The following is a 14,658-nucleotide window of genomic DNA, read 5'->3' as shown; positions in this document are numbered from 1 at the left end:
TCACCCCATATTCACCCCATCAATTTTTTAGGCTATGAAATGCAATATCACCTACGGTCTGATTAACTTTGTCTTTAGTGTTAACATAGGTCTTTGTAATTTCCTTGTCACTATGGGTTAGCGCTCCAGAAATTTCCTCAAGCGAAACTCCAGTTCAGGGTATCTTCGTCAGACTGGTTCGATACTATAATTTACGTAGTTCCTAATTACCTTGAAATTCTAACTAAATGGTTAAACCATTATGTATAATAAAAGACTCCATTTATCAGATGAAATCTTAATTAATGGAGTCAAATTTTTTGTTATTTTGATGTTACTTATAAGCTTTTAGTTGTGAATTTTAACCACTCAGTTAGGTATTCGTTAATTTCTTTCATTAATACATCTAGATCTTCTGTTAAATCAATTGCACCATATAATTCTAAATGGCCAGAAAAGAGTTTCTCGTACTTTATTTTCTTGGTAAGAAGAATGATTGATTTATAATCAGTAGTGTTAGTGTTCTTTATTCTACCTATTTTAGTATCCACTGTATTTTGGGAGAGAATTATGATAAAATATAAGCTATTATTTGTATCCTTAAATACTTTAATAGCTTTTTTGTTAGGCAATATTTGATATTTTAATGAATATTTTTTACATAAATTGTTGATTTTAATTATCAATTTAATTATTTTTAGACAGAAAATATTTTTTGCCTCTCATTCTATTGTTTTATAATTATGATAAAATAAATTAAAAATAAAATATCGTATTATCATAATTGGTCAGTATATTGTCATAATGTAAACGCCTATTTATATAGTTGGAGGGAATAAAGATGCTTAACATTTATGTTTTGGAAGACGAATTACTACAACAGTCTCGCATAGAGACTATTATTTATAAGGTGATAAAAGATGAAAATTTAAAAATTAATAAGTTTGATATTTTTGGAAGGCCATCTCAATTATTAGCAGAGATAACTGAGAGAGGCTCTCATCAGTTATTTTTTTTAGATATTGAGATCAAGGATGAAGAGAAAAAAGGATTGGAGCTTGCTTATCAAATTAGAAAGCTCGATCCCAATGCAACTATTGTCTTTGTGACTACCCATTCTGAGTTTATGCCATTAACATTTAGATATAAAGTTAGTGCTTTGGATTTTATTGATAAGGCACTTGGTGATCTTCATTTTTATGAAAGAGTAAAATCAGCGATTGAATATACATTGGAAAAAAATGGAAGTACTGTTGCTCATGATTCTTTTAAATTCGAAACATCACTATCTCGTGTCCAAGTTCCATTTAATAAAATTCTTTATTTTGAAACATCGCCTACTGTGCATAAGGTTATTATGCATACGATAGATGAAAGATTAGAATTTTATGCTGGAATTTCTGAGATTGAAAAAACGGATAATAGGTTATACAGATGTCACAAGTCATTTGTCGTAAATCCTGAAAACATTAGTAAGATTGATAAGGAAAATAAGCTAATTCTATTTGAAAATGGAGAAAGTTGCTTAGTTTCTAAGACTAAATTAAAGAAACTCAAGGAAAGGTTAGATTTTTAAAAGGTTTTAACTTTGTATATCAATAATTTTTTGCTTGAAGAAATAACATTTGTTGTTCATACTATCGTAGTTTTAATGCTATATCAACAAATTACAGGGGACAAGGTACGTTTTTATCTTTATTTTCTATTACCAATCATTTTTAGAGTATTATTTTATATTGTTCCACCAATAGGATATTTTTCTTCATTATTATTTTGGTTAATTTACTCATTATATAAAAATAAATTTAGTAATCGAACATTAGCTGTATTTTTTGGTCTATATCCAGTAGTTGTCGAAAGTTTATTTAGTAGGGTTATTGCATTTGATTTATTACCGATGTTTGGTGTATCAATAAATATTACAAATAAATTTCCGGTATTATCACTATTGATTGAACTGTTAATATTCCCAACATTTTATTATTTGACCAAAACTATCCAGATCGACTTTAAAAATTTGCAAATTGGGTTTTCTAAAAATCAATTAAAATATTATTTGTTAACATTTGATATTTCAATGGCATTTTATTTTATATTGCTTCAAATTTTTTCTATTTTTACAGACGTGATTCCAAATGCACTTAAATTAAGAGAGAATTTAGTAGGGATATACGTTATTTACTTTCTGATTATGCTAATTTTTTTGCATTCTAAGATCACTGATGAGATTGATAGAGAGTTGAAAGAGCAGAAAGATAACCAAGTTCAGAACTTAGAAAAATATAGTAGTCATATTGAGTCCTTATATGAGGAGATACGATTATTTAGGCATGACTATATAAACATTATTACAAGTATAAAATCAGGTATTGAGTTAAACGATATAGCATCTATTCAGAATGTATATGATACAGTTTTATCAAAAACCGTAAAAGATTTTTCGGATAGAAAATACGATATTGCTAATCTTTCCAAAATTGAAAACACTGCCCTAAAAAGTGTCTTATCAGCAAAATTACTTGAGGCTTATAATAAGGGGGTTGAAATTGCTATAGAGGTGGATGGTAGGCAAGATTTATATTCATTTGAATTGCTAGATTTTATTACAATTATTTCAATTCTTTTAGATAATGCCATAGAAGCAACATTATTATCAAAAGATCCGGAAATTAACATTGCTATTTTTTCTCATAATGATAGATTTTATTTTATAGTTGAAAATAAGACAAGGGAGGAAAGTGTAAATAGGAATAATATTTTTAAAAATGGTTTTTCAACAAAAGGTGAAGAACGAGGGATAGGGTTATATAAAGTGACACAAATTTTAGATAAGTATCCTAGTGCATCTATTAGAACTCAAAGTTTTTCATATGTGTTTAGACAGACAATAGAAATACAAAAAAAACTACAGATTTAGTTATCTGTAGTTTTTTTATATTTTTTAGTGACTTCCAAAGATTTTCCACCAATTCATGAGCTACACCTCTTTTTTATTTGATAAAGATATAATAACAATTTTCAAATAATATTAGATAATTTATCAAAAACAGTCGCTTTTCTATCATAATCTGGATTTATAATAATATTTCCTTGGCATAATGATTTTTCTTGAACAAGTTATGAAAAAAATAAATTTTATTGAGTAAATATTTTATAATTTATTTGTCAGTTGGAGCTGGTAAATAGAATAAAGGAGATGGTTAAAATGTATAGCTAAAGATTTGTTACAGAAAAAATAAAGAATAATACATAGTGATTGAAAGGAAATAATATGAAACATTTAGACAAAGAACAAGCAGCAGCATTGGAAGAAATTTCACAACTTGATCTCTCAATTTTAGATTTAGACGAATCAGATTTGGTGTCGTCAGCAGCAGCAAGTAGTGGTAGCAGTTCATGTAAAGTGACAAGTACATGTGGCTCATCTTCATGTTGTGCATAACATAATCAAAGTAGAGGGAGGAATTATCTTCCCCTTTATTTTGATTGTTGAATGAGTTGAAAGGAAAACAATGAAAAAATATAAAGTAATTTTTAATTCAAGTATGGATATAAATAGTTTTCAAAAAAAATATTTTAATAATGCTTTCAATAGTAATGTTTATTTGCTGGAAAAAAATGCATCGAACAATTTTTTATCATTCATAAGCGAAAAGCCTATAAGTTTAATTGATATGGTTTCAGATGCTGATGTTTGTGAAATTTCATCTGAAAACTATAACTATAATATTGATTTTCCTTGGTGCAAAAACGAAAAATTATTTTTAAATTTTTATTCAAAAATTTTTGAGGCAATTGCACAATTTATTCAAGAGTCAGAATATTGGAATCGTAAAACTACTGAACAAGATTACCTTATTTGTCAGATTTTGGATACTGTTGCTTCTGTACATAAAGATGGGATTACACATGGGTATCTTTCTTTCTATTCCAATTATCTTTATTATTTATCTCAAATAAAATCTATCGCAAGTAATGAGACATTTTTGAAAATACAGAATAAAATCACGCATGTCGATAATTTAGATAAAATTTTTGTAAACAGGGAAGTGACCATCATTAAAAATCTCTATGATGTTTTGCAGGAAGAGATTAAGATGTTATCCGAAAACCAACAAGAGTTAGATTTTAGTGTATTACCAAACCCTTATACATTTTTTAAAAATAGTTCAGTAAATCTTGAATATTCAAAATTTCATCAAACAGTATTTAATAATAAACTATTACTTCGTAGATACACTAAAGATTCGTTTTTTTATTTTTATAGAATAGTAATGGGAATTTTCTTTAAAATTTTACCATTACTGGGGATTAGCATGAATAGGCGAAACCGTATAATATTTTTAGCTGTGGAGCAAATTGAGAAATATTTTGGAATAAATTGGGAAACACAAATCAAGGAAAGCATTAGATGGGAGAGTGAAAAATATGTTAATGCAGAAAAAAGATAATAGATTGATGATATTAGATGGGGCTAAGCTTGTTACTGTAAATAATGTAAACAATATTGAAAGCTTACCAAATAAAAAAATAGTAGCAATTAAGGGAAATAATAGTAAAAAATATGTTAATGTAAAAAAATTTAGTTGGAGTAACAACTTTCATAAATCATATTCATTTCTCGAAAAAAAAGTATTAATCGAAAAATTGGAGCTTAATTTTGGTTCACTATTGAGTCTTAATAATATTACGGATATGTCGACTGATCAATATCCTCTGTTTAATATTAATTACAAAAATATTGTATTAATGGATAAAAATTTGCAGAACATCTACATCAAATATTTTTTAAGATTGATATTACCATATGAAATGTTAGATATTATTGTTGATGAAAAAGATTTTGATAAATATAAAAAATTTTTAAATACAGATAATACTGACAATTGTATTATCTTTAGGCATAAGAATCGTACAAAAATCTTTGATAATCCGGAGGAGAAAGAAGAGTATATTGAACAGTTTAAGAAAATTAAAGATCATAAAGATATAGAAATCGAGGGTATAACTTCAAAAGAACTCAAAATTGAGGAAGTTATACTATTTGATCAATATAGTTGCTTAATAATTAGATAAAAAGGTAATAAGTAATGAGATATAAAAATTATAATAAAGTATTAAATTGGCAAGAAATTACTGAATTGGTAAAGCAAGAAACTCTTGCTCTCTCGGTCCCTAATGGATTAATTGTGATTAAACAAAATGATAATCTATTGTCAGATATTAACTTTTTTATTCAAGTGTTGAAAACATTGAAAGTTAATCATTGGTTTAAATTCTATTATGATGGTCAATTTGATTATTTAGATACTTCAACTAACTATGATAAATATATTGATGAATCAGAACTTGACAATGATGTTAGTCTATTTTCTGATGAGGGAAAAAAATTAGATGGCTTTAATTTTATTAAGCAAGAGTTCCTGAGCTTAAAGGATACAAATAATCTACTGGATAAAATTAGCAAGGAAGTTAATACGATTAATTCTAGTGATAGTTTTAGGGTAAATAGGTTATCAGATATTGGTAAATCAGCACAAAAATTTTTATCCTATCATACTTTTGGGAGATATCATTTAGATCCAGCCGCAGCGCCCTTTACAGGTGTAGCGTACGAATATAAAACGCCAAGTTATAATCAATTTAATTATGGATACGGGAGGTCATTTGATTTCTTAACTGCAAAGCATATTGCTAGTTTGGAAGCAGTAGAAAGATTTGCATCTGAGTTTTATTGTTACGCTTTTGAAAATAATACAAAATGTTTTAGCTATAATGAATTAAAAAATAATTTTTATACTTTACCATTAGATGAAATCACGTTAGAAGAAGGATCACAATTAACAAATGATTCAAAACTATATTGGACCTTAGCACAGGATATTCGAACCGGAAATGAAATTTATGTTCCTGAAGATTTGGTATATTACGGTAATAATCCAAGTCGTGAAGGCTATATTAGGGATATGAATGATAGTTCTAACGGGGTGGCACTGGGTTCAACTTATACTGAAGCGATGATTTGTGCATTATTAGAGTTAATTGAAAGGCACAGTTTCTTAATGACCTGGTATGGGAATGTACCGGGAAGAAGAATAGAGAATTATGAGAATTACCTTTCTACTAAAGAAATGAGTGTTATTAAAAGAGTAAGTGAGAAGGGGGCAAGGATTAATTTATTTGAAATATCTGTATTTGAAGATGTATATGTTGTTTGGGGGCTAATTACTAATAAGCAAGAGGGAACTTCTATTTCAACTTATACTTCTGCAGGTGCAGGATTCAGTGTTGATGAAGCAGTTAAAGCGGCACTGATGGAGGTATCTGTTGGTTATTTGGTACAGGAGAATTACCATGAAGAAGCACCATCTATTCCAGAGAATATTTCAACGATAGATGATCATATTGATTACTATGCGAATCCATTAAATACATTTGAATTTGATTTTGTAAAGAACTTTGAAAAATTTACTGATAGAGAAAACAATTTATTGGCAAAATATCATAGTCAAGAAGAAATCTTGAATCATTTACTGAACACAACACTTAAAGATTATAAGAGAATTATTTTCGCTAATTTAACTTCAAAAGAAATGGCAGACAATAAATTGTTTGTAGTTAAAGCTATCATGCCAGAATTTTTACCAATGACTTTTGGAGCAGGTAATCTTAGAATTAGTCTTTCTAACATTAACAAATCACGCAAACTATTAAATTTAGATGTTATCTGTCAATTTAATCGACGCCCCCATCCATTCCCATAGGAGAGAAGTTATGAATACAAATTGGAAATCCTATCATATGTTTTTATGGGACTATTCAGTATTTGATTCGGTAATTATGTATATTTATAGTCATTTGAATGATGAAGAAAAAGAAAAATTATTTTTTATTAGATACTGGGAAGGAGGTCCTCATCTGAGAGTTCGTATCCAAGAAAATGCATCTCAGAGAATTGAAGTTATTCTTAAAATGGCGATTCAGAATACTATTAAACAGTATCCATATATAAGAAATATTGAGTTGAACAAAGAAGAGTACTATTTAGAAACCTTCACTGACGGGGAAAAAATTGATGTCAAACAAATGCCTTGGTATGAAAATATGTCAATAGTAGAAATACCCTATAAACCTGAACTAGATAGATATGGGGGGTGGGACTTAATTGGATATAGTGAAAAGCTATTTTGTATTTCATCAAAATTAACAAATAAATTATTGAACTTAAAGTTATCATCTCTTAAAAAGATTATTATTTTTTATTATTTTATAACAGAAATTACAAAAACTAACTTACCAAGTGAAGAATTTATTGGAAAGTTTTATTCATTAGGAGGACGATTCTGGCGTAATCTTGGAGTGGAACAGAGTCTTGATGAACAAGAAATGTCTAAAATTCATATGTTGGCAAGTGAGTTGCACCTACAACCATTATTGGAAGAATTTATTGAGAAATTAGGTGATTTATACAGCGTTATTTTCAACTTTGATCACGATTATGCTGATAGTGTATTATTTTCACATCTTCATATGTTTGCTAATCGTCTAGGTGTAAATATTTCGACGGAACTAGCATGTTATAGCTTCTTAGAAGGAAAAGTAAATTATGATTTTGAATAAAAAATATTATATAAATAAAAAACATGATTATAAATATCTGGTGAGACAAAATCTTAGAGATGCACAGAATTTTAGTGGATGGTTAATGAATTTTGCTCCTACTGGTAATTTAAATTTGAAGTTTGAAAAATCATTACCGCAGGAAGATTCGACAAATTTGACAAAAAGTTTTTGGAATATTGATGGTTCAAGAATTGAAATTAAGGATAGTTTAACATTTTCTCTTGAAGCTCGAAGATCAACTCCAGTAGAACATTTAGACAGTGAGTGGTCAGAGGAGGAACTTTTATTTCTTATTAATAAAGCAATTAGTGATGGACGTAGAAATAAGGTCTATAAAGATGAATATATACCACTAAGGAGTTATCCTTCGGGAGGAGCACAATATCCAATAAAGATATTTATTATTGTTAATAAGGATATGGGATATTTTAAAAAAAATCACTCCTATAAAATACATGCAGATTTAGGGATGATTAGCGAAATAGATCAAGTGAATTTTAAATTTGAGGAGATTTTTGCTATTTCTCATTTTAATAAGGAAATTAGCGAAGAAACCAAAAAACTTTCTTTTGCTATTGTTTTAGATATGAATTTAAAACATAGTTTCAAGAAATATAAGTATTATTCTAGGCAATTAGCGATGATTGAAGCTGGTCATATAGGTCAAAATCTTCAATTAGTTTCTACAGCAATGGGGAAAAAATCCCTACCTAATGGGGGAATATTGTCAGATGTGACTAAGGAAGCAATTGGATTGTCAGACAGTCAAGATGATATTGTTATTTATGGAGTGGCGTTTTAAATGGTTAAAGAAAAAATCAATCCTTTTTTTGAGGTATTAATTACTGGCGGTGACACTTTAATTATTAAAAATCGGTTGTTAGATAAAATTTTGTTTAGGTGTGCAATTACTAATTCTTTTAATGAAGATAGTAAGAAGATTCTATTTAATAAACTAGAGATATTATTTCACCAGAAACTAACTGTATCAGATACTGAATATAAGTTTTTAAATCAATTAAAGAAAAATATTCATGAAATCTCACAAGCTGAAAGAAATGCAGTAGATTTTAGTGTTCATCTATTTAAATGGTTACAAGATACACAGTTGGAGAGAGTATCAATTTCGGGAAAAAGTATATCCAGACAAACTGTATTAAAAAATAAATTTGGTAAAAAGGAAGCGATAGTTATTTTAGATTCTATTAAAGAAGATAATTTAATAGAGATTGTAGACTATCTACGTACTTATGACTATTTATATTTTGTACAGACAGGTGTAATTAATTCCGTAGGGCCGTTTATTAAGAAATCCCATCTTCTAGAATATAACTTAAAGGAGATTTTATTTAATACCGATATTGAAACAGTTTTTACTGAAAGTGCATTATTAAATATTAATAGTTTTCGAGAAGAGTTGATTGCGGGAATGATTATTGAAAGAATAAGTAACTATTTGCTATCATTATCTCCTTTACACAATAGAAAATTAATTTTAAATAAAGATAGTAATGTAGTGTTAAGTGAGGAGCTACCATTAGTATAGTATAAGGAGTGGAGTAGTTATGGATTTGTTCGAGTACGGTAAAAAAATATATGATTTGCTTCATCAGACACCTGAATTATCTTCTCAAGAGGTGCAAACAAGGGAGATAATTTCACGAATTGTCAATAATATTGGAGGATATGAGATTATATATGAAGGAAAAGAAGGGTTGATTTATAGTAATGTATTGGGAGAAAATAAACATTACGATTTAGGTTTTAGAGCCGAACTAGATGCGTTATGCTTATCTAATGGGAATGTTTTCCATGGTTGTGGACATGATTTACACATGAGTTCTTTATTACAATTTATGGCTTATTTAAGTAAGCGAAAGACCTCAAAAAGAATATTATTTATATATCAAAGCTCAGAAGAAATTGGAAACGGAGGATTAACACTGGTTAATATATTAAAAAGAAAAAACATTTTAATTGATAAAATGTTTGGTTTACATAATGCTCCAGAAATTCCCGTTGAAAGTATAGCAATAAAATCTGGAGAGACTCTAACAAATAATATTACAAATAAGTTAAGGATTAGTTTTTATGAGAAAGATAGAAATTCAGACAATATTCAAGAATTTCTATCAGTTTGGGATATATTATATGCAAAAATAGTAGCTTTTAATAACAATAATAAAAATATCAATATGTCTATTGGTGAATTTACAGTGGACAGTCAAATTGGATCTCAGGCAACTAATTTAACTTTTAGTTTATCTTTAAGGTCTAATTTAAATGATATTTTTGAGTTAGAAAAGTTATTTAAACAATTTTCAAACGAGTTAAATAGAGTTAATATCGTTAAATCTATGGAAGTGCAAAATTTAAATTACCATTGGCGCATACAAAATAGTCATAGCTTGTACCAAAAATTAAAGAACAATTCTATGTTTCTGACTCTAGAGATTCCAGATAGTTTTACTTCAGATGATTTTTGCTATTATGATCAAATTTCGAATGATGTATGTTATTTATTTTTAGGCAGCTATTTAAAATTTAAAACATCTCGAACTCATACAAGTGATTATAAGCCTAATTTAAAGTTTATCAACTCTTCACTCAAGTTATACAAATATATATTGGAGGAATGCTGATGGAAATTTTCTACAGGAAAAATGATAAATCCACAAATGTTTTATTAGAGAATTTTTTTAATAATAATATAAATAGTTTGATTGAAGAATATAAAAGTAATCAGATCGCTCTCAATTTATTAAAAGAAAATCTAATTACTTTTATTGAAGATTATATTTCAGAAGAAGAGCTTCCCTATACTGTTACAAAAGAATATTTAAAAATAAAGCGACAATTAAAAAAAAGTAAAGAAATAAAAAATACTCTTCCTATGAAAAGCTATGCTTGTGAAGAGTATAATAATAGGAGGGCTAAGAATGAATTATTAGCTCAAGAAATAGAAGATAGCTTAGAACAGGAGCTCCATTCTCAAATTAAAACTTTACCCAAGTTAGTTGAAAGTAAAGATCTTCTACTTTTTAGAAATGAGTATCTCATTAAGAAAATTAATGAGATTAGAAACGGTTCACAGAAGAGACTTAAGAATAAAGAGTGGATATCACTTTATCACTACTTGTCACAACTTACTTTAAAAACTGGAGGAGTTGGTACTGTCAGTAAAGTTGGATGTTTTTCATATAATCGTGATCAAAGTATTCAACTGAGAAATCCAAAAAATAAAGTAGTCATAAGAATTCATAGTTATCTTGAAAATAGAATTTATTATGAGATTTTAAGACAAAACATAGAAAAATTTAAATTTCGATTCTTGGTTAATCAAAACTATATTATATCAGAGGATACAGAATATTATATTTTTAAAGTATTACTTGATAATAATTTATCAAATATATTTAGGGGCCAAGAACGTGAGTTAAAAATCAAGAAAATTTCCTCTATTGACAATCTATTAAAATATAAAATAGTTAGTTATCAGGAACTTAGGAGTTTATTTACTAAGTTAGAAGTTATTAAACTTCTAGACAGTGGGATATTACTTTATGAAGATATTTCCATTGGAAATAATTTTAAATGGATGGATTATATAGAGTTTACTAATGATAGTCTCTTAAATAAATTATTATCAATAAAGGATAATCTAAAGAGTTTGAATAAGAGATTCAATATCAATTTCTTTTTACAATGTTCAGAACAAATTAAATCATTATGTGATTTACTTGAAATTGATACTTTAAATTTCCCTGTACTTACAATAGATACATATACTTCAAATTTAAAAATATCGAAAAATCAAACGGAACTTCTTAATATTTTTATTGAAAATAAGGAACAATTAAGTAAATTTTATTCTATCTTTGATGCTTCTAAAAAAGTAGAAGAATTAGCTTGGGAATTTATGGGAATTTATTATCCATTTGGAAAGGATTTTGCTGATTTCCAAGATTTGGATCAATTTTTATCACAAATGTCTGATTATATTTTTAAAAATATTAATCTAGGTGAACTTCGCTCTGGATTTTTTAATTTAGATGAATACCCTCTTATCAATTATATAATCAATAGTATTTGTGAAAGTAAAGAAAATGAATATGTTATAAGTGAGAATATGATACAAATGATATTTGAAAAAGCGCAAGAAATCAATTATAACTTGGAACATTCGTATACATTCTTTACTCAACTTAGTCAGAATCAATTATTTATAAACCATGTTTATAAAGGATATGGAATCTTTACTAATCGTTATAAAGATAACTTTGAAGAAGGAGTATTTGAAGAAGAATTTGGTTTTGATAAAATTTATGATATACCATATGATTTCGGTTTTAATGCTAATGGCCGTCCTGATAAAGAGTCTTTTGATATATATAATTTGAAATCTCAGGCTAGCAATAGCTTTATAAACTACAGAGATATTAAAGTTGAAAGGCATGAAGTTCAAAAACGTTTGAAATTTTTAAAAAAAGATGGAAGTGAATTTTACTATTCATTTCTTGGTAGTATGACACCTATGGTTCTTCCGAGGACGTTAGCAATGTTTAATAGTCTATCATTGACTGGAGGGATGTACTTTGATATTGCGGACTTAGTTTTGAGAAAAAAATATGATGAAAATCCTACGTTGAATGTATATACTGCACCTATGGTATATTTTAGAGAAAAGAAAATTGTACTTGCAAGAGATAAAACTTTAGTTAGTACTGATTACCTGAATAGTCTAATAAATCAAGCTAAAAATAAAACTGAATTAATCGTGAAATTAAACACTTTACTAGGTGGAAAAACCTTTTTTGTCAGAGAATTTTCTGTAGATTGTAATTTTAAAAACAAGTTTGAAAAGCCTATTTATATTAATTTATGTAGTTCAATAGGAATTGAAGCGTTAAAAAATTATATCAAGGATCTTAGTTGGATTGTTTTTGAGGAGCCAAACCCTAATTTCGATGAAGATTACCTAACTGAATATATTATTGAAAGTAATAATACTGTTTCTGATAAAGTAAGGTCCGATTCTGATAATTGATAAAAATTAATGTTGAATAATGTTATCTTATAGTCATCAAAACAAAGGAGATAGTCATGTTTTCATTGCATAATATTAAGAAAAAATTTGGATCAAAGAATGTGCTTAAGGATATCTCGTTTACTATTAAGGAAGGCGATAAGATAGCTTTGCTTGGATGTAACGGGGCAGGGAAATCCACTTTATTTAAAATTATTGCTGGACAAGTAAAGAGCGATAGTGGACTTATAAAAACTCAATTGGATTTTAAAAATGATATTGGAATGATGCCTCAAGATGATCTTTTGATTAAAGATTTGACAGTAAAAGAACTAGTTTTGCTTAAAGCATATATGAATAAACTAAAGGACTTTGAAGTGGAATCAATGCTTTCTAAGGTAGAACTCTTAGATAAGAAAAAAGACTTAGTAGGTGATTTATCGGGAGGGCAACAGAGAAGATTGTCCTTATTATTATCATTATTAAATAACCCTAGATTACTTTTTTTAGATGAACCAACAACTGGTATGGATTTGGCTTCTATAGATAATTTTTGGGAATTATTAAAAGATAGTAGTTGTACATCTGTAATTGTAACTCATGATTTCAATCAGATTGACCAGTTTTTTTCAAGGGTGTTGATTTTAAAAAATGGATATATTTTAGCAGATGAATCTGTCGCTGAAATTCATAAGACAGGAAAAACAATTGAACAATATTATCGAGATTTGAGTAATTTGGAGGAAAAACATGATTAGTCTTATTCAATTTAAACAAGTATTGAGAAATAAACGTTTTATTCTTTTTACTTTATTTATTCCAGTTACATGGTATATGATTTTGAATAATCTTCAAGGGGATATGATGCCAAATATCTTATTGAGTATTGCGGTATTTATCGGTGTAATTGGGAACAGTTTGGCGACATTTAGTAAAAGGATTTCTTCGGAAATAGAGTTTTATAAATTAGAATCAAGTTTTTCAAATTATAGCATAGTTAATTATCTTTTGAGTCAAAGTTTAGTTCAGGTCTTGTTGAACGGATTGATTTTTGCGGTAGTAACTTTAGTTGCAACCATATTTTTTAGATTGCCATTTAGCAATTTGTTAATCTATCAGTTTATTTTATTAATGTTTATGGGAATGTACTTTAGTTTTATTGGTTTTGTAATTGGAGTTCGTGTTGATTCTAAAGTTATTGATACTATTAGCTTTCCTATTATTGTACTTGCTTCAATTACCATTATTCCTTTCTCTCACCTAGCTGTCGAAAGTGATTTTGTAAACACAGTAAGTACAATTCAAAAGATATTTCCAGGATATTATTATAGTCAGATAGTTAATTCTTTAGTAACGTCAAAAGAAATTCAAATTACGGATGTATTGCTATTTGTACTCACAATTGTTATTAATTTACTGCCATTATATTTATTAATACCAGATAAAAAATCTCTGAAAATGAATAAATAAATTTTAAATAGATGACAATCGTATTTATAGTTTTAGATTGTTAATTTCTGAATTGGTCTTTAAAATTACTTTTGGGAGATCAGTTTCATCATAACGGACAACTAATTTTTGAACAATCTAGTGTATGAGTTTTACAATCAGCTATATTTGCTCAATGTTGTTTGATTGGATGGCAACCACAGCACTCAAAACGTTAAAATTTATTTACGTATATTCCAAGCATCTCCTTATTGGGATGCTTTTCTTATATTCTAAAATCAAATGCCTTAGCAATACTTAAAAACACCCTCATCCATAGTTTTACTAAAACTGTAGGATAAGAGTGTTTTTTATAAGAACGACAGACGATGATTATTTATCGTCTTTTTTGATAATGTTTTTAACGCCTTCGATAGCTCCTTCAACTGCACCTTTAGCGTCTTCTGCAACTTCTTTTGCTTTTGAAGCAACTTTTTCAGCAACGCCTTCAGCTTGTGTTTTTGTATCGCCAGTTAATTTACCGACTCCTTCTTTAACAGAACCTTTAGCTTGGTTAAATTTTTCTTCTAATGACATAGTGT

14 protein-coding genes and 1 pseudogene are annotated in these 14,658 nt (G+C 27.9%); 13 read left to right on the top strand and 2 right to left on the bottom strand.

Annotation, left to right across the window (positions count from 1 at the left end; translation table 11 throughout):
* Nucleotides 1-19 precede the first annotated feature (19 nt).
* A pseudogene (locus tag PCY06_RS10720) lies at nucleotides 20-151 on the bottom strand (site-specific integrase); the annotation flags it as partial.
* Between the two features lie 669 nt (nucleotides 152-820).
* On the opposite strand from PCY06_RS10720, the gene PCY06_RS01140 reads away from it, so the two are divergent.
* The 13 genes from PCY06_RS01140 to PCY06_RS01080 all read left to right on the top strand — a co-directional run bounded on the left by PCY06_RS01140 (nucleotide 821) and on the right by PCY06_RS01080 (nucleotide 14,098).
* Nucleotides 821-1,555 carry a LytTR family DNA-binding domain-containing protein gene (locus tag PCY06_RS01140; protein WP_048778123.1) on the top strand — a complete coding sequence of 245 codons (735 nt, stop codon included), beginning with the start codon at nucleotides 821-823 and terminating at the stop codon, nucleotides 1,553-1,555.
* Nucleotides 1,556-1,567: 12 nt separating this feature from the next.
* Nucleotides 1,568-2,896 carry a GHKL domain-containing protein gene (locus tag PCY06_RS01135; protein WP_048778126.1) on the top strand — a complete coding sequence of 443 codons (1,329 nt, stop codon included), beginning with the start codon at nucleotides 1,568-1,570 and terminating at the stop codon, nucleotides 2,894-2,896.
* A 354-nt stretch (nucleotides 2,897-3,250) separates the two neighbouring features.
* On the top strand, nucleotides 3,251-3,421 hold the full coding sequence (locus PCY06_RS01130; protein ID WP_103344441.1) for a thiopeptide-type bacteriocin: 171 nt from the start codon (nucleotides 3,251-3,253) through the stop codon (nucleotides 3,419-3,421).
* A 70-nt stretch (nucleotides 3,422-3,491) separates the two neighbouring features.
* Nucleotides 3,492-4,430, top strand: a complete 939-nt coding sequence (locus tag PCY06_RS01125) for a hypothetical protein (RefSeq protein ID WP_048778129.1) — start codon at nucleotides 3,492-3,494, stop codon at nucleotides 4,428-4,430.
* The gene (locus PCY06_RS01120) at nucleotides 4,408-5,055 is read left to right on the top strand and encodes a hypothetical protein (protein WP_048778130.1); all 648 of its coding nucleotides are present in this window, start codon (nucleotides 4,408-4,410) and stop codon (nucleotides 5,053-5,055) included. The genes PCY06_RS01125 and PCY06_RS01120 overlap by 23 nt, the downstream gene beginning before the upstream one ends.
* 14 nt (nucleotides 5,056-5,069) lie before the next feature.
* On the top strand, nucleotides 5,070-6,743 hold the full coding sequence (locus PCY06_RS01115) for a YcaO-like family protein (RefSeq protein ID WP_061601554.1): 1,674 nt from the start codon (nucleotides 5,070-5,072) through the stop codon (nucleotides 6,741-6,743).
* Nucleotides 6,744-6,753: 10 nt separating this feature from the next.
* Nucleotides 6,754-7,599 (top strand): thiopeptide-type bacteriocin biosynthesis protein, encoded by an 846-nt coding sequence (locus PCY06_RS01110; protein ID WP_048778137.1) that lies wholly within the window; start codon nucleotides 6,754-6,756, stop codon nucleotides 7,597-7,599.
* Nucleotides 7,586-8,404 carry a nitroreductase family protein gene (locus PCY06_RS01105; RefSeq protein WP_048778139.1) on the top strand — a complete coding sequence of 273 codons (819 nt, stop codon included), beginning with the start codon at nucleotides 7,586-7,588 and terminating at the stop codon, nucleotides 8,402-8,404. Before PCY06_RS01110 ends, PCY06_RS01105 begins: the two co-directional genes overlap by 14 nt.
* Entirely contained in the window at nucleotides 8,405-9,148 is a 744-nt protein-coding gene (locus tag PCY06_RS01100) for a hypothetical protein (RefSeq protein WP_048778142.1), read from the top strand.
* Between the two features lie 19 nt (nucleotides 9,149-9,167).
* On the top strand, nucleotides 9,168-10,244 hold the full coding sequence (locus tag PCY06_RS01095) for a M20/M25/M40 family metallo-hydrolase (RefSeq protein WP_048778144.1): 1,077 nt from the start codon (nucleotides 9,168-9,170) through the stop codon (nucleotides 10,242-10,244).
* On the top strand, nucleotides 10,244-12,649 hold the full coding sequence (locus PCY06_RS01090; RefSeq protein WP_061601553.1) for a hypothetical protein: 2,406 nt from the start codon (nucleotides 10,244-10,246) through the stop codon (nucleotides 12,647-12,649). Before PCY06_RS01095 ends, PCY06_RS01090 begins: the two co-directional genes overlap by 1 nt.
* A gap of 56 nt (nucleotides 12,650-12,705) precedes the next feature.
* Nucleotides 12,706-13,386: an ATP-binding cassette domain-containing protein gene (locus PCY06_RS01085; protein ID WP_061601552.1), complete on the top strand. Its 681-nt coding sequence runs from the start codon at nucleotides 12,706-12,708 to the stop codon at nucleotides 13,384-13,386.
* Entirely contained in the window at nucleotides 13,379-14,098 is a 720-nt protein-coding gene (locus PCY06_RS01080) for a hypothetical protein (protein ID WP_008808392.1), read from the top strand. Before PCY06_RS01085 ends, PCY06_RS01080 begins: the two co-directional genes overlap by 8 nt.
* A gap of 351 nt (nucleotides 14,099-14,449) precedes the next feature.
* Here PCY06_RS01080 and PCY06_RS01075 read toward each other — a convergent pair whose 3' ends face one another.
* Nucleotides 14,450-14,653 (bottom strand): CsbD family protein, encoded by a 204-nt coding sequence (locus PCY06_RS01075; RefSeq protein WP_008808393.1) that lies wholly within the window; start codon nucleotides 14,651-14,653, stop codon nucleotides 14,450-14,452.
* Between the last annotated feature and the right edge of the window lie 5 nt (nucleotides 14,654-14,658).

Origin of the sequence: Streptococcus sp. SG1 (assembly GCF_030439935.1) — a bacterium.
GTDB lineage: Bacteria > Bacillota > Bacilli > Lactobacillales > Streptococcaceae > Streptococcus > Streptococcus gordonii.
This window is presented reverse-complemented; position numbering and strand designations above follow the sequence as displayed.